Annotated in this window: 19 protein-coding genes; 10 read left to right on the top strand and 9 right to left on the bottom strand. The window is 38.7% G+C overall.

The genetic code is table 11. From position 1 onward, the window contains the following. Positions 1 to 3 precede the first annotated feature (3 nt). From atpA to HMPREF3263_RS01155, 4 genes are read left to right on the top strand one after another with little or no spacing between them, the layout of a single operon-like run. A complete protein-coding gene (gene atpA, locus HMPREF3263_RS01140) occupies positions 4 to 1,545 on the top strand; it encodes a F0F1 ATP synthase subunit alpha (RefSeq protein ID WP_005699126.1) in 1,542 nt (513 codons plus the stop codon). Positions 1,546 to 1,563: 18 nt separating this feature from the next. Continuing rightward, complete coding sequence (gene atpG / locus HMPREF3263_RS01145) at positions 1,564 to 2,433, top strand: F0F1 ATP synthase subunit gamma (protein ID WP_005699149.1); 870 nt, start codon at positions 1,564 to 1,566, stop codon at positions 2,431 to 2,433. Between the two features lie 16 nt (positions 2,434 to 2,449). Further along, a complete protein-coding gene (gene atpD / locus HMPREF3263_RS01150; RefSeq protein ID WP_005699122.1) occupies positions 2,450 to 3,823 on the top strand; it encodes a F0F1 ATP synthase subunit beta in 1,374 nt (457 codons plus the stop codon). Between the two features lie 30 nt (positions 3,824 to 3,853). Continuing rightward, positions 3,854 to 4,282, top strand: coding sequence for a F0F1 ATP synthase subunit epsilon (locus HMPREF3263_RS01155; RefSeq protein ID WP_005699104.1), 429 nt, complete (start codon positions 3,854 to 3,856; stop codon positions 4,280 to 4,282). Between the two features lie 49 nt (positions 4,283 to 4,331). Here HMPREF3263_RS01155 and ilvA read toward each other — a convergent pair whose 3' ends face one another. The 6 genes from ilvA to HMPREF3263_RS01185 all read right to left on the bottom strand — a co-directional run bounded on the left by ilvA (position 4,332) and on the right by HMPREF3263_RS01185 (position 11,574). Next, a complete protein-coding gene (gene ilvA / locus HMPREF3263_RS01160) occupies positions 4,332 to 5,873 on the bottom strand; it encodes a threonine ammonia-lyase, biosynthetic (protein WP_005694942.1) in 1,542 nt (513 codons plus the stop codon). An 87-nt stretch (positions 5,874 to 5,960) separates the two neighbouring features. Then, complete coding sequence (gene ilvD / locus HMPREF3263_RS01165; RefSeq protein ID WP_005694941.1) at positions 5,961 to 7,799, bottom strand: dihydroxy-acid dehydratase; 1,839 nt, start codon at positions 7,797 to 7,799, stop codon at positions 5,961 to 5,963. A 341-nt stretch (positions 7,800 to 8,140) separates the two neighbouring features. Beyond that, on the bottom strand, positions 8,141 to 8,863 hold the full coding sequence (locus HMPREF3263_RS01170) for a hypothetical protein (protein ID WP_005699172.1): 723 nt from the start codon (positions 8,861 to 8,863) through the stop codon (positions 8,141 to 8,143). An 11-nt stretch (positions 8,864 to 8,874) separates the two neighbouring features. Further along, on the bottom strand, positions 8,875 to 9,093 hold the full coding sequence (ilvM, locus tag HMPREF3263_RS01175) for an acetolactate synthase 2 small subunit (protein WP_005699189.1): 219 nt from the start codon (positions 9,091 to 9,093) through the stop codon (positions 8,875 to 8,877). Between the two features lies 1 nt (position 9,094). Beyond that, positions 9,095 to 10,750 carry an acetolactate synthase 2 catalytic subunit gene (gene ilvG / locus HMPREF3263_RS01180; RefSeq protein ID WP_070852835.1) on the bottom strand — a complete coding sequence of 552 codons (1,656 nt, stop codon included), beginning with the start codon at positions 10,748 to 10,750 and terminating at the stop codon, positions 9,095 to 9,097. Between the two features lie 185 nt (positions 10,751 to 10,935). Continuing rightward, positions 10,936 to 11,574, bottom strand: coding sequence for a tellurite resistance TerB family protein (locus HMPREF3263_RS01185; protein WP_065242603.1), 639 nt, complete (start codon positions 11,572 to 11,574; stop codon positions 10,936 to 10,938). 159 nt (positions 11,575 to 11,733) lie between these two features. On the opposite strand from HMPREF3263_RS01185, the gene HMPREF3263_RS01190 reads away from it, so the two are divergent. Both HMPREF3263_RS01190 and HMPREF3263_RS10545 read left to right on the top strand, forming a co-directional pair. Continuing rightward, positions 11,734 to 13,248, top strand: a complete 1,515-nt coding sequence (locus HMPREF3263_RS01190) for a sodium-dependent transporter (protein WP_005694934.1) — start codon at positions 11,734 to 11,736, stop codon at positions 13,246 to 13,248. A 2-nt stretch (positions 13,249 to 13,250) separates the two neighbouring features. Continuing rightward, a complete protein-coding gene (locus HMPREF3263_RS10545; protein WP_049375886.1) occupies positions 13,251 to 13,349 on the top strand; it encodes a methionine/alanine import family NSS transporter small subunit in 99 nt (32 codons plus the stop codon). Positions 13,350 to 13,406: 57 nt separating this feature from the next. On the opposite strand, the gene cpdB is transcribed toward HMPREF3263_RS10545, so the two are convergent. Then, a complete protein-coding gene (gene cpdB / locus HMPREF3263_RS01195) occupies positions 13,407 to 15,380 on the bottom strand; it encodes a 2',3'-cyclic-nucleotide 2'-phosphodiesterase (protein WP_005699167.1) in 1,974 nt (657 codons plus the stop codon). 232 nt (positions 15,381 to 15,612) lie between these two features. Here cpdB and HMPREF3263_RS01200 point away from each other — a divergent pair, with 232 nt between their 5' ends. The 4 genes from HMPREF3263_RS01200 (at position 15,613) to potE (ending at position 20,855) form a co-directional block, all read left to right on the top strand. After that, entirely contained in the window at positions 15,613 to 16,617 is a 1,005-nt protein-coding gene (locus HMPREF3263_RS01200) for an ornithine carbamoyltransferase (protein WP_005699138.1), read from the top strand. A gap of 210 nt (positions 16,618 to 16,827) precedes the next feature. Further along, complete coding sequence (speFL, locus tag HMPREF3263_RS10785) at positions 16,828 to 17,022, top strand: leader peptide SpeFL (protein ID WP_005694931.1); 195 nt, start codon at positions 16,828 to 16,830, stop codon at positions 17,020 to 17,022. Positions 17,023 to 17,271: 249 nt separating this feature from the next. After that, positions 17,272 to 19,434, top strand: coding sequence for an ornithine decarboxylase SpeF (gene speF, locus HMPREF3263_RS01205; RefSeq protein ID WP_005699190.1), 2,163 nt, complete (start codon positions 17,272 to 17,274; stop codon positions 19,432 to 19,434). 104 nt (positions 19,435 to 19,538) lie between these two features. Further along, positions 19,539 to 20,855 (top strand): putrescine-ornithine antiporter, encoded by a 1,317-nt coding sequence (potE, locus tag HMPREF3263_RS01210; protein WP_005699205.1) that lies wholly within the window; start codon positions 19,539 to 19,541, stop codon positions 20,853 to 20,855. Between the two features lie 36 nt (positions 20,856 to 20,891). Here the strand turns inward: potE and HMPREF3263_RS01215 are convergent, their stop codons facing one another. Both HMPREF3263_RS01215 and HMPREF3263_RS01220 read right to left on the bottom strand, forming a co-directional pair. Beyond that, a complete protein-coding gene (locus tag HMPREF3263_RS01215) occupies positions 20,892 to 23,180 on the bottom strand; it encodes a DEAD/DEAH box helicase (protein ID WP_005699201.1) in 2,289 nt (762 codons plus the stop codon). After that, positions 23,177 to 24,615 (bottom strand): site-specific DNA-methyltransferase (locus HMPREF3263_RS01220; RefSeq protein ID WP_070852836.1); only part of this gene is annotated, 1,439 nt, incomplete at its 5' end. The genes HMPREF3263_RS01220 and HMPREF3263_RS01215, both read right to left, overlap by 4 nt.

Consider the following 24,615-nt stretch of genomic DNA (forward strand, 5'->3'; position numbering starts at 1 on the left):
AAGATGCAACTAAATTCAACTGAAATTAGTGAATTGATTAAAAAACGCATCGCTCAATTTGACGTGGTGAGCGAAGCCCGTAATACAGGGACAATTGTTTCTGTAAGTGACGGGATTATTCGTATTCATGGCTTAAGCGATGTGATGCAAGGCGAAATGATCGCCTTACCAGGCAACCGTTACGCAATGGCACTTAACCTTGAACGTGATTCTGTTGGTGCGGTAGTAATGGGCCCTTACGCAGATTTAGCGGAAGGTATGGAAGTACAATGTACTGGCCGTATCCTTGAAGTACCAGTTGGTCGTGGTTTATTAGGTCGTGTGGTTAATACACTTGGCCAGCCAATCGATGGTAAAGGTGAAATTGAAAATGATGGTTTCTCTCCTGTTGAAGTCATTGCACCAGGTGTTATCGATCGTAAATCTGTTGATCAGCCTGTGCAAACCGGTTATAAAGCGGTTGACTCTATGGTTCCAATCGGTCGTGGTCAACGTGAGTTAATCATCGGTGACCGTCAAACTGGTAAAACAGCATTAGCAATCGACGCAATCATTAACCAACGTGATTCAGGTATTAAATGTATCTATGTCGCGATCGGTCAAAAAGCGTCGACTATTGCAAACGTAGTGCGTAAATTAGAAGAGCACGGTGCGCTTGAAAATACTATCGTTGTTGCAGCATCTGCATCTGAATCAGCTGCGTTACAATATTTAGCGCCTTATGCTGGTTGTGCAATGGGTGAATATTTCCGTGATCGCGGTGAAGATGCGTTAATCGTTTACGATGACTTGTCAAAACAAGCCGTTGCTTATCGTCAAATTTCATTATTATTACGTCGTCCACCAGGTCGTGAAGCCTATCCAGGTGACGTATTCTATCTACACTCACGTTTACTTGAACGTGCAGCACGTGTAAATGAAGAATACGTAGAAAAATTCACTCAAGGTGCAGTAAAAGGAAAAACTGGTTCTTTAACCGCTCTTCCAATTATTGAAACTCAAGCAGGTGACGTTTCAGCATTCGTTCCAACCAACGTAATTTCGATTACCGATGGTCAGATTTTCTTAGAATCTAACTTATTTAACTCTGGTATTCGTCCAGCGGTAAACCCAGGTATCTCGGTATCTCGTGTGGGTGGTTCTGCACAAACTAAAGTAGTGAAAAAATTAGCTGGTGGTATCCGTACTGCATTAGCTCAATATCGTGAATTAGCGGCGTTTGCTCAGTTCGCATCTGACCTTGATGATGCTACCCGCAAACAACTTTCTCACGGTGAAAAAGTCACTGAATTATTGAAACAAAAACAATATGTACCGCTTAGCGTAGCAGAGCAATCTGTGTTGCTTTTCGCGGTTGAGTTTGGCTATTTAGAAGATGTGGAATTACAAAAAATTGCAAGTTTTGAAGCCGCACTTTTAGATTACGCTCGCCGTAACCACAGCGAGTTTATGGCTGAATTGACCAAAACCGGTAATTACAATGATGAAGTTAAAGCATCATTGAAAACGATTTTGGATAACTTTAAAGCCAATAGCGCGTGGTAAAAGTAACGGAGAAATAAGATGGCAGGTGCAAAAGAGATAAAAACCAAAATTGCCAGTGTACAAAGTACACAAAAAATTACAAAGGCAATGGAAATGGTGGCGACCTCGAAAATGCGTAAAACGCAGGATCGTATGTCGGCTTCTCGTCCGTATTCTGAAACAATACGAAATGTTATCAGCCACGTCTCTAAAGCAAGTGTTGGTTATAAACACCCATTTTTAATTCAACGCGAAGTGAAAAAAGTCGGGATCTTAGTTGTCTCGACTGACCGCGGAATGTGTGGTGGTTTGAACATTAACTTGTTTAAAACCGTAATGACAGAAATCAAACAATGGAAAGATAAAGGAGTTAATGTTGAATTGGGTTTAATTGGCTCAAAAGGCATTAGTTTCTTCCGTTCATTAGGATTACCTGTTCGTGCACAACTTTCCGGTTTGGGTGATAATCCGACAATGGAAGACTTAATTGGTGTTGCAAACGGTATGTTTGGTAGCTATAAAGACGAAGAAGTAGATGCAATTTATATTGCCTACAATAAATTCGTTAATACAATGGCACAAAAACCTGTTTATCAACAATTAATACCATTACCGGTATTAGAAACCGATAATTTAGAGCAAAGACAAAGCACCTGGGATTACCTTTACGAGCCTGAGCCAAAAGTCTTATTAGACAGTTTGCTTACTCGTTATTTGGAATCACAAGTGTATCAATCTGTGGTAGATAACCTTGCTTCCGAGCAAGCTGCTAGAATGGTAGCAATGAAAGCGGCAACTGATAATGCAGGTAATTTAATCAATGACTTGCGATTAGTTTACAATAAAGCCCGTCAAGCAAGTATTACAAATGAATTAAACGAAATCGTCGCCGGCGCGGCAGCGATTTAATGAAAGAGGAACGGTAATGTCAGCAGGAAAAATTGTACAAATCATCGGTGCGGTGATTGACGTTGAATTCCCACAAGATGCAGTACCAAAAGTTTACGATGCATTAAAAGTTGAATCAGGTTTAACCCTTGAAGTTCAACAACAATTAGGTGGCGGTGTAGTTCGCTGTATCGCATTAGGTACGTCTGACGGCTTAAAACGTGGCTTAAAAGTAGAAAATACGGGTAACCCGATTCAAGTTCCAGTAGGGACTAAAACTTTAGGCCGTATTATGAACGTATTGGGTGAACCAATCGATGAGCAAGGTGAAATTGACGCAGAAGAAAGCTGGTCTATTCACCGTCCAGCACCAAGCTACGAAGAACAATCTAACAGTACGGAATTATTAGAAACCGGTATCAAAGTTATCGACTTAATTTGCCCATTCGCAAAAGGTGGTAAAGTAGGTCTATTCGGTGGTGCGGGTGTAGGTAAAACCGTTAACATGATGGAATTAATCCGTAATATCGCGATTGAGCACTCAGGTTACTCCGTATTTGCGGGTGTAGGTGAGCGTACTCGTGAAGGTAACGACTTCTATCATGAGATGAAAGATTCTAACGTATTAGATAAAGTATCATTAGTTTACGGACAAATGAATGAGCCACCAGGTAACCGTTTACGTGTTGCGTTAACCGGTTTAACTATGGCAGAGAAATTCCGTGACGAAGGTCGTGATGTATTATTCTTCGTGGATAATATCTATCGTTATACCCTTGCTGGTACAGAAGTATCTGCGTTATTAGGTCGTATGCCATCTGCGGTAGGTTATCAACCGACATTAGCAGAAGAAATGGGTGTGTTACAAGAACGTATCACATCAACCAAAACAGGTTCTATCACCTCTGTACAAGCGGTATATGTACCTGCGGATGACTTAACTGACCCATCTCCGGCAACAACCTTCGCGCACTTAGACTCAACAGTTGTATTAAGTCGTCAAATTGCGTCTTTAGGTATTTACCCTGCGGTTGACCCATTAGATTCAACTTCACGTCAATTAGACCCACTCGTTGTTGGTCAAGAGCACTATGATGTAGCGCGTGGCGTACAAGGTATCTTACAACGTTATAAAGAATTAAAAGATATTATCGCAATTCTTGGTATGGACGAGTTATCTGAAGATGACAAACTTGTGGTAGCACGTGCACGTAAAATTGAACGTTTCTTATCACAACCGTTCTTCGTTGCTGAGGTATTCAACGGTACTCCAGGTAAATACGTTTCTTTAAAAGAAACTATCCGCGGCTTTAAAGGTATTTTAAACGGCGAATACGACCATATTCCAGAACAAGCGTTCTACATGGTCGGTACAATCGACGAAGCGCTAGAAAAAGCCAAAAATATGTAATCACTTCAAGTCATTTGAAGGAGAACAAAAATGGCGACATTTAACCTAATAATAGTCAGCGCAGAGCGAAAAATCTTTGAAGGTGCTGTTAAACAAATCCAAGCAACAGGTGTGGAAGGTGAACTAGGTATTTTACCAAACCACACCCCTTTGATGACGGCGATTAAGCCAGGGATTGTTAAATTCACTCTTGAAGATGGCAACGAAGAAGTTATCTATGTTTCAGGCGGCTTTTTAGAAGTTCAACCTAAAGTAGTAACAGTACTTGCCGATGTTGCAATTCGCGGTAGCGAGTTAGATGCAGATCGTATTCGTGAAGCAAAACGTAAAGCGGAAGAAAATATTGTGAATCACGCTGTTGATGTGGATCATGATTTACTTGTAGCTAAACTTTCTAAAGAGTTGGCGAAACTTCGTGCTTACGAACTTACTGAAAAACTCGTTAAATCAAAACGATAAGTTAATGATAATAAAAAAGAGCGGTTATTTTGACCGCTCTTTTTATTTTTTATCGTAAGAAATATCGATACGCTTTACTTTCACTCACATCTTCATAAACATAGCCGAGTTCAGCTAAAGCTTTTTCAAATTCTGCGTTATCTTTTTCGCCTAATTGGAAAGCCGCAAGAATATTACCGTAATCAGCTCCATGTGCACGATAATGGAATAATGAAATATTCCAACGTTTACCCAAAATTTCTAAGAATTTAAGTAAAGCGCCTTTTTGTTCTGGAAATTCAAAGCTATAAAGTCGTTCATGATGATTAGAAACTCGTCCACCCATTAAATAACGCACGTGAGTTTTCGCAATATCATCATCAGACATATCTTCTACATCAAAGCCATTTTTCGTTAAATCAGCAATAATTTCTGCTTTTTCAGCTTCATTAGCCGTGCGCACACCAACGAAAATACAGGCTTTTTGATTATCTGCATAACGATAACTGAATTCTGTTACTGCACGGTTTCCGATGACATGAGCAAATTTTAAAAAGCTGCCTGGTTGTTCAGGCATCGTTACCGCCAATAAAGCTTCACGGTTTTCACCAATTTCACAACGTTCTGAAACATAACGCAATGTATGGAAGTTAAGGTTGGCGCCAGATAGAATTGCCGCCATATTTTTGCCTTCCAAATTGTTTTGTTTCACGTATTTCTTCAAACCAGCTAATCCTAAGGCACCAGATGGCTCTGCGACAGCACGCACGTTTTCAAATAAATCTTTCATTGCCGCACAAACTTCATCGCTGTCTACCAATACCATACCATCTAAATATTTTTGACATAAACGGAATGTTTCATCACCAATACGTTTTACTGCTACGCCATCGGCAAATAGCCCAACATGTGCTAGATCTGTAGGTTCACCCTTTTCTAAGGCTGCATTCAAACAAGCTGAATCTTTGGACTCGACACCAATGACTTTAATTTCCGGCATAAATTGTTTGAGCAAAATGGCTACGCCAGCCGCAAGGCCACCACCACCAACTTGCACAAAGACATAATCTAAATCAGCAACTTGTTGGAGCATTTCCATCGCCAATGTACCTTGACCAGCAATAACCAATGGATGATCAAAAGGCGGGATAAATGTCATATGTTTAGATTTTGAAAGCTCAATGGCTTTAGCTTTGGCTTCATCAAAATTGGCTCCATGTAACAACACTTCACCACCAAAACCGCGAACTGCATCCACTTTGATACTCGGTGTATTTTGTGGCATAACAATTAATGCTTTTAATCCAAGCTGTTTTGCTGATAAAGCAACACCCTGAGCATGATTACCCGCAGAAGCAGCAATGACACCTGACTGTTTTTGTTCATCAGAAAGGCTGGATATCATTGCATAGGCGCCACGCAGTTTAAAGCTATTTACTGGCTGTCGGTCTTCACGCTTAATCCAAATATTATTATGTAGGCGATCAGATAATTTGCCCATTTTTTGTAGCGGGGTTACGGTAGCGGCTTCATATACTCTGGAGCCAAATTTGACAATCGCGTTAATGTAATCCGATTGAGAGGGTTGAGGATTGGTAAGTAGATTTTTCATGATACTTAATTTGTTATGATGAAGTGCGGTTAATTTTTTCTTTGTTTTTATCCTCCTCTCATAAAAGAGAGGAGGAATAATTAGAAATTATTTTAATAGACTTTTATCACGCACAGCACCTTTATCCGCAGATGTTGCAAAGTGACCAAATACTTTTAATGCAAAAGACACTTCACGTTCACGGTTAGCTGGTTGCCAGCCTTTGGCATCTTGCTCGGTACGGCGTTTTGCTAATTCTTCATCGCTGATTTTGAGATTAATCGCACGATTTGGAATATCGATTTCGATAATATCGTCATCATATACTAAGCCGATCGCACCGCCAGAAGCCGCTTCAGGTGAAGCGTGACCGATAGATAAACCAGATGTACCACCAGAGAAACGACCATCTGTTAATAAAGCACATTTTTTACCTAAGCCCATGGATTTTAAATAGCTGGTTGGGTATAACATTTCTTGCATACCTGGGCCGCCTTTTGGACCTTCGTAGCGAATGACTACTACATGACCTTCTTTCACTTTGCTACCTAAAATACCGGCTACCGCATCTTCTTGGCTTTCAAATACGATTGCTCGACCGGTAAATTTCCAGATAGACTCATCTACACCCGCCGTTTTTACGATACAACCATCTTTAGCGATGTTACCGAACAATACCGCTAGACCACCTTCTTGAGAAATGGCATTTTCTTTGTTACGGATACATCCACTTACACGGTCATCATCTACGCTATCCCAACGACAATCTTGTGAGAAGGCTTGCGTGGTACGAATACCTGCAGGTCCGGCACGGAAGAATTTGTGTAATTCCTCGTCTTTATTGCGAATAATATCGTATTGATTTAATTGTTCTTCTAGTGTTGTTCCTAATACGGTTTTGGTATCGCGATGGATTAAACCTGCACGATCTAATTCACCTAATAAGCCCATAATGCCACCTGCACGGTGCACATCTTCCATGTGGTATTTATTGGTGTTTGGTGCAATTTTGCTTAAGCAAGGCACAACGCGTGATAAGCGGTCAATATCTGCCATTTTGAAATCTACGCCAGCTTCTTGAGCAGCCGCTAATAAGTGTAAAACGGTATTACTTGAACCACCCATCGCAATATCTAAGCTCATAGCATTTTCAAAGGCCTCAAAGGTGCCAATTGAACGAGGTAATACGCTTTCATCATCTTGTTCATAATAGCGTTTGCAAAGCTCAACAATTTGACGACCTGCTTTTAAGAATAATTCTTTACGGTCAGCATGGGTCGCTAACATCGAGCCATTACCCGGTAAAGATAAACCTAAGGCTTCCGTTAAGCAGTTCATTGAGTTAGCTGTAAACATTCCTGAGCAAGAACCACAAGTAGGGCAAGCACTTCGCTCAATCGCATCAATACGCTCATCACTTACATTTGGATCTGCTGCCTCAATCATCGCATCCACTAAATCTAAGCGAATAAGTTGATCAGATAATTTTGTTTTACCCGCTTCCATTGGACCGCCTGAAACGAAGATAGTTGGAATGTTCAAACGCATTGCCGCCATTAACATTCCCGGGGTAATTTTGTCACAGTTGGAAATACACACCATGGCATCGGCGCAGTGAGCGTTTACCATATACTCCACGCTGTCTGCGATTAAGTCTCGGCTTGGTAAGGAGTAAAGCATCCCACCGTGTCCCATGGCAATACCGTCATCCACTGCAATGGTATTGAATTCTTTTGCTACGCCGCCGGCTTTTTCAATTTCCGCCGCGACCAGTTGTCCCATGTCTTTTAAATGCACATGCCCCGGGACGAATTGGGTGAAAGAGTTCACTACCGCAATAATGGGTTTTCCGAAGTCATTTTCTTTCATCCCTGTTGCACGCCATAAGGCACGTGCACCTGCCATATTACGACCTTGTGTACTGGTCGCAGAACGTAGTTTTGGCATAGTTATAAATTCTCCAAGTAAATTTCGTTAAGATATATGTACTTTAATATTTAAAGTGAGTTCAATTCTTGAGTATTTTATGGACTATAGGTTATACATTATGCAACCAGTTAGTAATAGGCTAGATAATATTGCTAATACGATAAGTTTTTTCATTTCTATTTCTCCATTGATAATAATTTTTGGTAATAAAAAAGATTATACGTTTTATAAATTACTTATTAGGTAACAATAAGATTATTTTATCTCCACCACCCCCGACAACTTTGCTAGCTGATTAGCCAATAGATCAAAAGTGCGGTTAGATTTTAAAGTAATTTTTAATCACGCTTTATTGTCATTTAACGGAATGGGCAAAAATCAAGGAGTGCATTACGCTCGTTGAAGCAATCAAGAAGACTAAATGGAATCCACAATGGAGCCGTTAAGATTATTAGTGGTCCTGTAAGTATATTTTCACCCGTGTCCGAAAGACTATATGATTTGCTGGTAGTATAAGTCGTACGATAAACTGTTGCCATAATAGGTTTTGCCAGTTTATATTTTGCTAGTAATTCATCACGATTCTTATATTCTTGGATAATACCATCCGCCTTGTACGTTTTAATATAAAAAATATCAAGTTGAGATGAAATATCAGAATCTTCTTTTATCCCTTTTTTAACCTTATCTTTTGCTTGAGATGCTTGTGTAAAATTAAATTGATTTACTAGTTCATCCCGTTGTTTTTTCGTTAATTTATCTGCTTTAACAAACACTCTTAAATATGATGAAGCTCGTTGCTTTTTATCCTCATCCAAATATATATAAAGTTCAGGTGACACTTTTTCTATTGATTTTGCATAGGTGCTATTAAGAAATATTGATAAATTAGAAACATCTTGCCCTTTAAATTCAAAATTTTCTTTATCAGTAAAAACAAAAAGCCTGCCATCTTGACTAAACATAAACATCTCAATGGGTTCTTTACTTGATGTTACATCAGACTGTATATTTTTATCTACAGTACATGCTGACAAACACAATAATGAACACAGCATTATGAATGATAATAGCTTTTTCATTTTTGATTCCTTTACTTTATTTCAATCACATCCGGCAATTTTGCTAACTGATTTACCAACAGATCAAAAGTGCGGTCAGATTTTACAGTGATTTTTAATGGCACTTGTGTTTCTACTAGTGCCATTTCCATATTAGTCACAGTGAAACCGCGCAAGCGAATAACGCGTAATACACGTTCTAAAACTTCAGGACGATGTTGAACAGTCAATTCAAAAGTATATTGGTTCATCTTAAATTTCCTCCAACATATCAGCATTACATGCACCCGGTGGGACTAATGGCCACACACATTCATCAGGTGGAATACATACTTGTAGCAAATAAGCGGTTTCGCTATTTAATAAACGATTAAGCGCTTTATCTACTTCGTCAGCTTGTTCAATGCGTTCAGCTGGAATATCAAAGGCTTTCGCTAACATCACGAAATCAGGGTTATCTTCTAAAATAGTTTCAGAACGACGTTTATTCCAGAAAAGGTCTTGCCATTGACGCACCATACCAAGGCGTTGGTTATCTAATAGCAAAATTTTTACCGGCAAATTACCGCGTTTGATTGAACCCAACTCTTGAATGTTCATCATCAATGAACCATCGCCTGTCACTAAAATCACTTCATCATGAGGACGTGCTTTTTTCGCGCCTACCGCTGCAGGTAAACCAAATCCCATTGTGCCGAAGCCTGCGGAGGTGATATAGTTTTCTGGTGCAAAATGACGCATATGTTGCGCAGACCACATTTGATGTTGGCCCACATCGGTACAAATCACAGCATTTTGAGGTTTACGCTGTGAAAGTGTGTTAAGCAATGACCAAGGGTCAATAGGACGATTACCTTCGTTATCGATATAAGTGAAATCGAGTTTGGCTTTTAACGATTGGATGTGTGCTCGCCAATCATCAATTGCAAGCGGAATACTTAAAGCCTCTAAGGCTTGAATTAAATCACCTTGAAGGGCGACATTTGCCATGCGAAGTTTGTTGATTTCCGCGGCATCAATATCACAATGAATGACTTTAGCATGTGGAGCAAAACTGTCTAATTTACCGGTCACACGGTCATCAAAACGTGCACCGCATACTAATAATAAATCACATTCTTGCACGGCAATGTTTGCAGCTCTTGTACCGTGCATACCAATCATGCCCATATAAACGGGATCGGTTGGGTCAATTGAGCCTAAACCTTTCAATGTTGAAACAGATGGCATTTGGGTGATTTGTAGGAATTTTTTGATCGCTTGTGTTGCTTTCGCCATACCAACACCGCCGCCCACATAAAGCACTGGTTTTTTCGCTTGAGCCAATAATGCTTTTGCTTCAGCTAATTTTAATTCTGAAAGTGCGGTTGGTTTTACGATCGGTTTGACTATAGGTTTGACATGTTCTGGCACATCACTTACTTGGATGTTGCGAGGCACATCAATGAGAACAGGGCCAGGTCTGCCACTTTGTGCAATTTGGAAAGCAGAAGCAATAATTTCGGGGAGTTCTTCGATGGATTGCACGATGTAGCTGTGCTTGGTGCAAGCAAGAGATAATCCTAACACATCGACTTCTTGGAAAGCATCTGTACCGATAAGAGGTGCGGCTACTTGACCGGTAAACGCAACGATTGGTACAGAGTCAGCAAAGGCATCGCCTAAACCGGTAATTAAATTGGTTGCACCCGGACCAGAGGTTGCCACGCAAACGCCGACTTTGCCAGTAGAGCGTGCATAACCAATCGCGGCTATTGCTGCACCTTGTTCATTACGACAAAGGAGATGGTCAAGACCTGAGTCATAGATGGCATCATAGGTTGGCATGATTGCCCCGCCTGGGTAGCCGAAAAGATCGGTTACGCCGTGCGCTTTTAAACATTCGATAATGAGTTGTGCGCCTGTCATGTTGCTTCCCGTTTTTATGATTATTAAATAATTTTATGAATATTGAAGTTTTGCATTGTAGCGGAATTTTTCGCCTTTGGTTAGGTTTTCGCGAAAAAACAAACGAAAAAAACACGATAATCTTGGTTATCGTGTTTTTTGATGAGAAGTGCGGTCAGAAAACGTGATGTTTTCTGTGCGTAAAATTAGAAGCCTGCTTGTTTTTCTAATTGTTCAACTAGTGCATCGTCTAAGCCTAACGCTTGTGCTAAGTCTGCTAAGAAAATGATTTCTTTGCGAGATAAATCTTTGCTTACTAAACGAGCAGCTAAGTATACATTGCTTGCAAGTGCAGTATCGTTGCCTACAAGACGAGCAATTTCATTGATAGAAATTGGATTTTGAATTTCTTGTGCAAGCCATTGTGCTAATTCAGGGTTGTTACCTGCTTCGTTTGCAATAATTTGTTTTTCATCTTCTGTGATTTCACCATCTGCTGCCGCTGCGGCGATCATAGTACGTAAAATTAATTCACCTGCATCTACATGGCTTGATGAGTTTAATACATCAAATGCATTTTCTGAGATTTTTGGTTGGCTGCTTTGTTGGGATTTTTGATAGTTTTGGTAAGCTTGATAAGCAAGGTTACCTAAAACGGCAAGCGAACCTAATTTAGCTAGGCTTGCACCGCCACTACGACCTAAAATCATCGATAAAATACCGCCTAACGCTGCACCACCACCTACTTTGGTGAGAGAGTCGATAGTTTGGTTGCCGGTTTCAAGTTTGCTTGCAGAGTTTTTCGCGACATCTAAAACTTGATTTAAAATGCTGTTGAGATCCATAAATGTTTCCTTTTGGTTGTTAATAGAGATTAAATTCGGCCTTTAGACAGTAATTTTTAAAAAAAATTCATTATTTTTAACCGCACTTTAAATCAAATTCTTGACTCGGTTTTAGAATTCATTATATTGAAACCTTTCTTCATTCAAAAGGAACTTAATATGACGCAGTCAAACGCAAAGCGTGAGACCTTCTCTGGTCGGAAAGCATTTATTATGGCGGCGATTGGATCCGCTGTTGGCTTAGGAAACATCTGGCGTTTCCCTTATACCACTTATGAAAACGGTGGCGGTGCATTTATTATCCCTTATCTTATCGCACTTTTAACCGCTGGTATTCCATTGCTTTTCTTAGATTACGCAATCGGTCATCGCCATCGTGGTGGTGCACCGCTTTCTTATCGTCGCTTTAACCCACACTTTGAAGTGTTTGGTTGGTGGCAAGTGATGGTGAACGTCATCATCGGTCTTTACTACGCCGTGGTATTAGGTTGGGCGGCAAGCTATACCTATTTCTCACTTAATTCTGCTTGGGGCGACCAACCGATTGATTTCTTCCTACACGAATTCTTAAAAATGGGCGATATCAGCAATGGTGTGAGCTTTGAGTTTGTAGGCATGGTAACTGGCCCATTAATTGCTGTATGGTTAGTGGCATTAGGTGTGCTTTCTTTAGGTATTCAAAAAGGGATTTCTAAATCTTCAGATATCTTGATGCCTGTTTTAGTGGTGATGTTTGTGGCGTTGGTAGTTTATTCTTTATTCTTACCAGGTGCAGAAAAAGGCTTAAACGCACTATTTACACCAGACTGGTCAAAACTGTCTAACCCAAGCGTGTGGATTGCGGCTTACGGTCAAATCTTCTTCTCTCTTTCTATCTGTTTCGGGATTATGATCACGTATGCATCGTACTTGAAAAAAGATTCAGATTTAACAGGTAGCGGTTTAGTTGTTGGTTTTGCGAACTCTAGTTTTGAAGTGCTTGCCGGTATTGGTGTATTTGCGGCATTAGGTTTCATCGCAACCGCACAAGGTGTAGAAGTGAGCGAAGTGGCAAAAGGTGGTATTGGTTTAGCTTTCTTTGCATTCCCAACTATTATTAACAAAGCACCATTCGGTGAAGTATTAGGGGTATTGTTCTTCGGTTCATTAACCTTTGCGGCATTAACCTCATTTATCTCTGTTATTGAAGTAATCATTTCAGCGATTCAAGATAAACTCCGTTTACGTCGAGCAAAAGCGACCTTTGTTGTTGGTTTACCAATGATGGTGGTTTCGGTGATTTTATTCGGTACAACAACCGGCTTACCAATGCTTGATGTGTTCGATAAATTTGTGAACTACTTCGGTATTGTAGCAGTGGCATTTGTTTCATTAATTGTGATTGTTGCAAATGAAAAACTAGGCTTATTAGGCAACCACTTAAATCAAAGCTCTTCATTCAAAGTGGGTTTCCTATGGCGTTTATGTATTGTCATCACAACCGGTATTCTTGCCTTTATGTTATTCAGTGAAGGTGCGAAAGTATTTACAGAAGGTTATGAAGGTTATCCAAGCTGGTTTGTAAATATCTTTGGTTGGGGTATGGCAATTTCGCTAGTGGTGGTTTCGTTCATTCTTTCTCGTTTAAAATGGAAAAATGAAGACAACTTCAAGCTTGAAGAAAAAGGAGAATAAAGATGACAAGTATTTCAATTACAATGATGATTGTGGCGCTTTTAGTAATTTGGGGCGGCTTGATCTTTTCCTTAATCAGACTTCCAAAAGAAGAAAAATAAGGTCAAAATTGACCGCACTTTGAAATAAGTAGGGCGTGCTGAGCACGCCCTTTTTTGTTATTTCGATAAATCGATTTGATATACCGCAAATCCCACTTCATCGGTGCCGACTTTCTTCATTGGGTATTGCGCATTGTCTTGAATAAATTTCGCTGCTTGTTCGCTTGGCGAGGTTTCAAAACGTACATCTAATTTATCGTTACCTTTAATCGGTGCAAAACGCCAATTTTTATCCGCACTTGGGTTTACATGGCCATTTTTTTCGCTTTCTGCTTTGATGTAATCCGCAAGAATTTGGCGGTTTTCATCTGGAGAAGCGTAAACAATGTGCGCATCGCCCGTGCCTGGGAATTTATTACCGTAAGCACGATAGTTATTAGTCGCAATTAAGAATTCTGCTTTTGGATCAACTGGTTTACCTTGGTAGGTTAAATTCACTACACGGTGTGAGTTCGGGTTAATCAATTTACATTCGCCGTCATAACGCGGTGGTTGAGTCAGGTCGAATTCATAATTTACGCCGTCAATCACATCGTAGTTATAAGTACGGAAACCGTCCCAATCAAGTAAAGATTGTGGTTTGTCGCTGGTAGGATCGATTTGTTTAAACATACCTGCGCTACATTCTAACCATTCTTTCAATTCTTCACCTGTTGCTTTGACAACAACTAAGGTATTTGGATAGAGGTATAAATCTGCTGCATTACGGAAGGTTAATTCACCTTTGTTAACTTCAGTATAGCCAGTAGGGTCATTTTTACGTCCGCCGGCTTTAAATGGTGCGCCCGCACTTAAAATTGGTAAGCCCGCCATTGCCGCAACACTTGGTGCTACCTTTTCCACATAAGCTTTTTGTGCTTGGTTCACAATTTGAATGGTTGGGTCATCTTGCACTAGGGCTAAGTAGCTATACATGTTATCGGTCGCTTTACCGATTGGCTGTGCCACGAATTCACGGGTGGCTTCATGCACAGGTTTTAAAAGTGCGGTCAATTCTGCATCACTTTCTGTGGTCGCTTTTTTGTTTTCTGCATCGTAAATTGGACGAAGAGCCGCTTTACCATCAGCCACTAACCATTTGCCGTTGTGTTGAGCAAGGGTTAAGTCAATCACACTGATGTTGTTTGCCCAGTAACCTGCCATACTTTCAGGCACGCCTTTCACAGTACCTTTAGCAATATCCGCATTGGGTGATTTGGCGAACTCTTTATTCGGGAATAAACGGTGAGAATGACCGAATACAATCGCATCAATGTGTGGTACATCAGCAAGGTAGAATGCTGAGTTTTCTGCACCTTCTTGATATGGTTCGTCAGATGGCCCAGTGTGTGCAAGTGCCACAATAATATCGGCACCTTTTTGTTTCATTTCTGGCACATATTTTTGTGCGGTTTTCACGATATCGCGCGTTTCAACTTTGCCTTGTAAATTTGCTTTATCCCACACCATAATTTGTGGTGGCACAAAACCGATATAACCAATGTTTAGTTTGTGCGTTTTACCTTGGCTATCCACCACTTCTTTCGTTTGAATTACATAAGGTGTGAAATAGGGCTCTTCAGTGCCTACTTTCACTACGTTGGCATTGATGATAGGAAATTTAGCTTGTTTAATCGCATCCGCTAAATAATCTAAGCCATAGTTAAACTCGTGGTTACCTAATGTGCCCACTTCATAGTGCATTGCATTTAAGCAATCTACGGCTGGGTTTGGTTTGCCTTCTTTATAACCTTTAGCCGCTTGATAGTCAGCGATTGGGTTACCTTGGATTAAGTCACCGTTATCAACTAAAACGCTGTTTTTTACCTCTTGACGAGCTTGACGAATCAAGCTTGCAGCACGGGTAAAACCGAATTTCTCAGTCGGTGCATCTTTGTAGTAATCGAAGTCAGTCAAAAAACTGTGAATATCGGTTGTTGCCACAATACGTAAATCGACTTGTGTGTTGCTTTTTGCAAAAGCAAAACGACTCGCACTTAACGCTAAAATGCTACTTGCGCTAAGTTGTATGAAATTTCTTCTGTTGATCATATGCACTCCTGTTGTGTGAGAATCGACGGGATTGTAAATCTCTTTTATATATAAAGAAAGCGCAATATAAAGTTCTGGAATAAAGTGTGATGAGCATCACAAAATAAAGGATTGAATTCGGTTGCAAAACTTCACGTTTGGGACAAAAATAGGCTATCCAATCCGCTAAAAATTAAGTCATTCACAGTAAGGTAGCCTGCATTTATTGATGGCATCCGATAAGGAGATCGCTATGGCTTTTAATCTTAAAAATAGACACCTATTGAGTCTTGTTCATCATTCAGAACGAGAAATTAATTACTTGTTAGATTTATCACGTGATTTGAAATGTGCTAAATATGCAGGAACAGAGCTGCAACAACTTAAAGGTAAAAATATCGCACTGATTTTTGAAAAGACCTCAACGCGAACCCGTTGTGCTTTTGAAGTAGCGGCTCATGATCAAGGTGCACAAGTGACTTACATTGATCCAAATTCATCTCAGATTGGGCATAAAGAAAGTATGAAAGACACTGCGAGAGTCCTTGGGCGAATGTATGATGCGATTGAGTATCGAGGCTTTAAACAAAGTACTGTTCAAGAACTTGCGGATTATGCAGGTGTGCCTGTGTTTAATGGTTTAACGGATGAATTTCATCCAACACAAATGCTTGCGGATGTTCTTACGATGATTGAACATTGTGACAAGCCACTTCGTCAAATTAGTTATGTGTATATTGGTGATGCGCGTAATAACATGGGGAATTCTCTTTTATTGATTGGGTCTAAACTTGGGATGGATGTGCGTATTTGCGGCCCTAAAGCCTTATTGCCAGAAGCCGGTTTTGTTGAAATGTGTGAAGGTTTTGCTAAAGAAAGTGGTGCGCAAATTACTGTCACTGAAGATATCGACACAGCCGTAAGAGGTGTTGATTTTGTGCATACCGATGTTTGGGTTTCAATGGGCGAACCATTAGACGCTTGGGCAGAGCGCATTAAGTTATTGCTTCCTTATCAAGTCACGCCAGAACTCATGAAGCGTACGGGTAATCCAAAAGTAAAATTCATGCATTGTTTACCTGCATTCCATAACAGTGAAACCCAAATGGGTCGTCAAATTGCAGAAAAATATCCTGAATTAGCAAATGGTATTGAAGTCACAGAAGATGTTTTTGAGTCTCCGATGAATATTGCATTTGAACAAGCTGAAAACCGTATGCATACCATTAAGGCGGTAATGGTGGCAAGTTTAGCTTAGGAAAGCTCTCGTTAAATTGATAACGTTATTCATCATCTAATTTTAATAATAATTTATTTCCGTAGTTTTTGTGGTTTTATTTTATATGAAATTTAAATTTATTTTTTGATAACGATCACATTTTTTGAAAAATATTATTGACATAATCTTTGCATGAGAAGAGAATATACCTAACAAAGGTTAGTTTAGATAAAAAGAGGGATTTTTTCTATGCTACTGCGTACATATATACACAGATACGTCCATACGAAAGTATTGAGACTTTTACGGTTTAATCCGATAAAAGGTCGCTCTTTGATGGCTCATATCCGTCGTACACGCCATATTATGATGCCGTCTCATCGCTCTTGCTTTTCATACTCAGTATTCGCTTCTCAAAACAAACCATCCAATACGACTCTCTAAACAGAGTTTTTCTCTCTGTTTAGAGAGTCTCCACAGATTAATTTCTGAATATTTTTGTGTTGCCTAAAATAGGCAAAAAATATTTTTTTGAAATTAACTTAATCTTATTTAATTTAAAATAAAAAATTATTACTTTAGTTTTTTTATAAAAACTAGAGAAGGTTTTTTATTCTAAATAAATCTATTGTGTTATTAAAATTAATAACGCAGGGTAGCTTTACGTCAAAAAATAAATAAAAGGAGTTTATTATGCCAAACTTAAAAATTGCATATAGTCCACAAGTTGAACAATATTTCTCTACACATAGAGAATTAGTTGAAATTACCAAAACAGACTTTACTGATGTTTCCGCTATTGTGTTGACTTCAGGAGATGTCGGTGACTACCTTGAACGTATTCAGGCAACGAACTTTGGTATTCCAGTATTTGTTGTTCAAACTGAAGAAGAACAAGTTGATCCGAAATTCTATGATGCTATTTATCATATTCAAGATTTAAATGGTTATGATATTAAGCTTTATAGTCGTCAAATCGAAACTGCAGCAAAACTTTATGAAGAAAAAATGTTACCGCCATTCTTCAAAATGTTAAGTGAATATGTGGAAATGGGTAATATTGCTTTTGACTGTCCAGGACATCAAGGTGGTCAATACTATCGTAAACATCCAGCAGGTCGTTTCCTTTATGACTTCTACGGTGAAAATATTTTCCGTTCAGATATTTGTAATGCTGACGTGAAATTAGGTGACTTGTTAATTCACGAAGGGGCAGCTTGTGATGCACAAAAATACGCAGCTCAAGTATTCAATGCGGATAAAACTTACTTCGTATTAAATGGTACTTCTTCTTCAAACAAAGTTGCGTTAAATGCTGTACTTGCTCCGGGCGATTTAGTGTTATTTGACCGTAATAACCATAAATCAAATCACCATGGTGCATTAATTCAAGCAGGTGCAACCCCAATTTACTTAGAAACAGCACGTAATCCATTTGGTTTCATTGGTGGTATTGATAGTCACTGCTTCGAAGAAGATTATTTGAAATCATTAATTAAAGAAGTCGCACCTGAAAAATTAAATCAAAAACGTCCATTCCGTTTAGCGGTTATCCAATTAGGTACTTATGACGGTACAATTTATAACGCACGTCAAGTGGTAGATAAAATTGGTCATCTTTGTGACTACATCTTATTCGACTCTGCATGGGTAGGTTATGAACAATTCATTCCAATGATGAAAGACTGCTCGCCATTATTGCTTGAATTAAATGAAAATGACCCTGGTATTTTAGTGACTCAATCTGTTCATAAACAACAAGCAGGTTTCTCACAAACTTCACAAATTCACAAAAAAGATAAACACATTAAAGGTCAAGATCGTTATGTAAACCACAAACGTTTCAATAATGCCTTTATGTTACATGCATCAACCAGTCCATTCTATCCATTATTTGCGGCATTAGATGTGAATGCGAAAATTCAAGGTAGTGAAGCGGGTCGTCGTTTATGGCATGAATGTGTGAAAGTGGGTATCGAAGCACGTAAATTAGTATTAAATCACTGTGAATTAATTCGTCCATTTATTCCAACCACAATTAAAGGTAAAAAATGGCAAGATTATGACACAGAAGAAATTGCAACTAATCTCGAATTCTTCAAATTCCACCCAACAGATACATGGCATAAATTTGAAGGCTATGCTGATGAACAATACTTCGTTGACCCATGTAAATTCTTGCTTACCACGCCAGGTATTAGCTTAGAAACCGGTGAATATGAAAAATTTGGTGTACCAGCAACTATTCTTGCTAACTACTTACGTGAAAACGGTATTATTCCGGAAAAATGTGACTTGAACTCAATTTTATTCTTGCTCACTCCGGCAGAAACCCTCACCAAAATGCAAACTTTGGTTGCTCAAATCGCCTTGTTTGAAAAACACATTAAACAAGACTCTTTATTAAAAGATGTATTGCCAACTGTGTATAAAAACAATGAAGACCGTTACAAAGGCTACACCATCCGTCAATTATGCCAAGAAATGCATGACCTTTATGTAAGCCGTAATGTAAAACAACTTCAAAAAGACCTATTCCGCAAAGCAACATTACCGGAATATGCGTTAAATCCACACGATGCGAATATTGAATTCGTTCGTAACAAAGTTGAACTTGTTTCATTAACAGACATTGTTGGTCGTGTGGCCGCGGAAGGTGCGTTACCTTATCCTCCGGGTGTGTTATGTGTGGTGCCAGGAGAAAGATGGAGTCCAACTGCACAAAAATACTTCCTTGCGTTAGAAGAGGGCATCAACACATTACCTGGCTTCGCACCTGAAATCCAAGGGGTTTACTTACAAAAAGATCCTGATGGACGTACTCGTGCATATGGCTATGTTTTAACTGACTATTAATAAAGTGAGGTTATGAAGGTTTTCCTCATCACCCTCTCAGCACAAACAAAAAAGTGCGGTTAAAAACATTTGATTTTTTGACCGCACTTGTAGGAGTATAAATTATGAGTGCTAAAAGTAATAAAATTGGTGTGGTACAACTCACCATTCTTACCATGGTTAATATGATGGGTTCCGGTATCATTATGTTACCGACCAAATTAGCCGAAATTGGGACTATTTCCATCGTTTCTTGGCTTGTAACAGCTGTAGGTTCAACAGCTTTAGCTTACGCATTTGCCCAATGTGGTATGTTCAGTAAAAAATCTGGTGGTATGGGCGGTTATGCGGAATACTCTTTCGGCAAAGCCGGTAACTTCATGGCAAACTACACTTACGGTGTGTCGTTAGTTATTGCGAATACAGCAATCGCGATTTCTGCTGTGGGTTATGGTTCCGAGTTCCTTGGTGCAACCCTTTCTCCACTTTCTATTGCATTATGGACAATCTTTACACTGTGGCTTGCGACCATTCTTAACTTTGGTGGTGCAAGAATTACCGGTAACATCAGTTCATTCACCATTTGGGGGGTAATTATTCCTGTGGTCGGTATTTCAATCATCGGTTGGAAATGGTTTGATAGTTCAATGTATGTGAATTCTTGGAACCCACACAATGTGCCTACCTTTGAAGCGATCGGCGTCTCTATTTCAATGACATTATGGGCGTTCTTAGGATTAGAATCAGCTTGTGCGAATGCAGATGCTGTTGAAAACCCTGAGAAAAACGTACCAATCGCAGTACTTGGTGGTACTTTAGGCGCAGCGGTAATTTATATCGTTTCAACTAACGTGATCGCAGGTATTGTACCTAACCTTGAACTCGCTAGCTCAACAGCACCATTTGGTTTAGCCTTTGCTCATATGTTTAATGAAACAATCGGTAAAGTCATCATGGGCTTAATGGTTATGTCTTGCTTCGGTTCATTATTAGGCTGGCAGTTCACTATTGCTCAAGTATTTAAATCTTCAGCGGAAGAAGGCTATTTCCCGGCATTCTTCAAAAAAGTTACCAGTAAAGATGCACCAATCGTTGGTATGGTAACTATCACTGCGTTACAAACATTACTCTCATTAATGACAATTAGCCCATCATTAAATAAACAATTCAATGTGTTAGTGGACTTAGCGGTGGTCACAAACGTCATTCCATACTTGCTCTCAATGGCTGCTCTTGCAGTGTTATTGAAAGCGGAAAATGTTGCGCCACAAAAATATAAAACAACCGTTTTTGTTGCCTTTATTGGTTCTCTCTATAGTATCTATGCACTTTATGCAGCAGGTGAACAAGCGATGTTATATGGTTCAATTGTGACCTTTATCGGTTGGACATTGTATGGTTTTGTTTCTTACAAATTTGACCTTAAAAAATCACAAGCTTAATAAAAAAGAAAAGCCTACATAATGTAGGCTTTTCTTCTATATGTAGCGTTCTAATGGCTGCCAGCGTTCATCTGACATATCATCAACATATTCCGTATTATTTAAATAAAGTTCGCCGTCTTTATCGCGTATAAAACCAAATTTGTAGCCGTGTTTTTGGCAAAAATCTTGTAGGGCATTAAATTTCACTTTGGCATGTTTGTCGATATTTTTATCTTGTCCGTTGGCTTGCTCGCCACCTTTGGTTTCCAGCAACCACGTCGTGCCATCTTGAGTTTGTACGATGTAGTCAGGGAAAAATAAGCGTTGTTTACCAAATTGGGTGGTGTAAACAATAGAAAGATAATTTTGTCCGGAATCACCGTTTTTATACACATATTTCACATTGGAATTTTGCTCGCAGCTACGTTCAAAAAGGCGTTCACTGGTGGAACGCAACGTGCCGGCAATCATGGCAAAGTTGTAATCATGATAAACATTGCGGTCTAATAGTTTTTTCTCTTTTGCTAGGCTGTCAATGGGATACATTTCCTCAATCGGAATAAAAAATTTTTCGAGTCGAATTTGATTATAGTCACCAAAATCTAAAGAATGCTGCACTTTGGTAGAGGAGGATGCAAATTCCATAAATAGCGTTTTAAATTCATCTACATTATTAATAATAAAAGCATAGAAATTTTTTAGAGGAAGATTGAGTAGTTTGAATTTTGCCTCTCCTGCATCTTTTAAAAAATAGATTTCGAGTAGCTGACGGGTTTTCTCATAGCTGAGCCCTGTATATTTTTTCAAACTATCAATATGATGGCGGAGATATAAACCATGCTCATGAGTATCTACCTTATATTGCATGCTTTTTCCTTGATAGTGTGCTGCTTCTTCTTGAATTTTCTTAAGAGTTTCAAATCGACCCTCTAAATAATGCGCTTCAAGGTAGGCATGTAATTTTAAACCTTTATTTTGAAAGCGTAGCTTATTTTCTTCGTAATTATCTGTAAGTTTGTATTTTTCTTTAATGAAAGAAAAAAGCTGTTTTCTGACCGCGCTTTCATTACCAAAGTCCGAATCTTTATCACGGAGTTCTTTTTTTAGCTCAATGGTTCTAGCTGCCTCTTTGAGTACAACGCGTTTATATTCTGCACCTAGATGATTACCAGTGACTTCATTTTTGTAGTCTTCATCAAAGGTATAAAGATAAGAACAGTCAAGAATATCTCTTCCATAATGTTTTGCATTTGGCATTCGGCGCAAGCGCCCAAGAGTTTGAATTTCAAAGGTTTCGGACATATTTTCACGCAGTTTCACCAACACTTTGGCGCGAGGACAATCCCAACCAGTGGCAAGGGCTTGCTTAAATAACAGGAATACGGGTTCTGCGTTATTGTGGGTAACACTGTCCTTGGAATGAACTTCACCCACATTAATTTTACCTAGCTTTTTGGATTTGCGTTGTTTATCTTGCGTATTTTCCTCGCTCATCCATTTAGCGACTAGTTTGTTTTCATAGGTATATCCCATATCCGCCAATTGTTTCTCCACAAATTCGATTAATTCATCATTAAGATTTGGGAATTGAATCAGCACTAAAGGACGAATATCTTCGTTTTCCTGCAAATATGCTGTGGCAATTTCTTTTCTGATTTCATTGGCTTTTTTTAATAAAAGAGTTGTCTCTGTTTGAATATTTTCCACGGTCTCTGCATTGAGATCTTTATTGATATACATGGCGCGTGTAATTAATCCTTCATTAATCACATCCACTTCATCAATTTCATAGAAGACAGCCTTTTTATTTTGTGCCGGTGTGGCAGAAACACGAATTTCATAATGGGCATTGATGGCATCAATAATATCATTGGCTTTTGCGGTATTATTAAGATGTTCTTCATCAATAATCACAATGAATTGTTTGTTATTACGATGTGCATCAGCAATATGTTGCTTGATATTTTTACGCTCACTATCTTTTAAGGCTAAATTGCCTTTTTTCGTAATGGTTTCCCAGTTGATAAAATAAGTTGTACCACACTCAAAACCTTGATTGAGTACATCAGTAATATTACCGGTTGGGAGCGTAGGAGAAAATCGCTCCATTTTTTCCTTTGACTGTTCTTCTAAATCGCCTTTACCTACAGTAAACCAGCAAAAAATAGTATTAGGATAGTTGAGTAAATAGTTTTCAATGTAACTAATTAGAATAATAGTCTTACCGCTTCCAGTAGGACTCTTCACAATAATTTGTTGCTGTTGTTTATGTTGTTCTGTGGTTTTTTCTAATAGAAAATCAACCGTTTGTTGTTGGAAATCTTTTAATTGAAGGTTGATCATAGTTCACCCGCCTCAATAAGTTCATGTCTAAAATAATATTCAGGAATTTCAATTAGTGTTGCTTGCTTTTTAGCGACTAGCGCATTTTGTATACGAGAAAGTAGTACATAAGGCGCAATAAAAAGTCTCGCTTTTATTGGTAAGCTCTCATTCACTACAGCATCTAATTCTGATTCATTTTTAACGAGAATATTATGCTCACCATCAATTTCACACATATATTCCAACTCAATAAGCTCCTTGATGTAATCCATCAGTTGTGCTTTTAAAGTGCGGTTGTTTTCATCAAACTTTTTAATAAAGTCAGTTTTAAAATATTTCAGATTATGCGGTAAATCTGTTTGGATGTTTTTCAAGCGCTGATAAGTGACTTCTCCACAAATATTATTTTCATTATTAGTACAGAGAATATACTGCCTGTTTCCACCATCTTCTTTATTTAGTTGAGCAACAGCATGTCCTGTGGTGCCGGAGCCGGCGAAGAAGTCTAGGACTGTTTCGCTTTTTGTATGTTCAAGTAAGTATTTTATTAACTCAATAGGCTTGGGGTTAGAAAAAATATCTTTTTCATTGAATATTTTTGTAAGGAGTTTTGTAGCAGTGCCAGTCTCAGCTAAGTCATATAAAATACTTCTACTTTTTAATATTTTTATTTGATTTTCATTATAAAAGCTCATTTCATATGGAACCCATCGATTCTCTTTTTTATCTTTTATCCAATGGATATGTTTGTTTTTAACTAAGTTATATAATCTTTCTTTTCCAACTCTCCATCTACCATCTTTTTTGTCTGGTGCAATAGGATACAGATCATTTCCATCAGGATCTTTAATTGGGAAATACATGGTTGGTCTGTCTTCTTTATGTGATGAGCTTCCCCATTTTTCTAATTTAATAATTTTATATAGTGAACCATCAGAATATGTATATTTATATTCATTCTGGTCAATTTTCTCATGTTTATCATTCCAAATGAATTGAGATGATTTTCTATATCCAAATATATATTCATGTTCAGTTACGAAAAACTCATCCGTTTGTCCACCTCCTGATTTCTTTCTCCATATCATTGTCCCAACAAAGTTATTTTCGCCAAAAATTGAATCACATAATAACTTTAATTGAGCAAATTCATTTTCATCAATTGAAATAAAAATAACGCCGGTTTTACTTAATAAATTTCGAGCAATCTCCAATCGCTTACTCATAAAAGAAAGCCATTTAGAATGAGCGTAGCCATCGTTTTTATCTATGTAATGGTCATCATAGATAAAATCTTTATTGCCGGTGTTGTAGGGAGGGTCGATGTAGATAACATCAATTTTGTTTCGGTGGGTTTTTTCAAGAAGTTTTAAAGAATGGAGATTATCCCCTTCAATTAGGAAATTAAATTTTTCATAATCTTGCTGGACAATCGCTGGACAATCGCTGGACA

It is taken from the genome of Haemophilus sp. HMSC61B11, from assembly GCF_001838615.1.
GTDB classification, from domain to species: domain Bacteria; phylum Pseudomonadota; class Gammaproteobacteria; order Enterobacterales; family Pasteurellaceae; genus Haemophilus_D; species Haemophilus_D parainfluenzae_AD.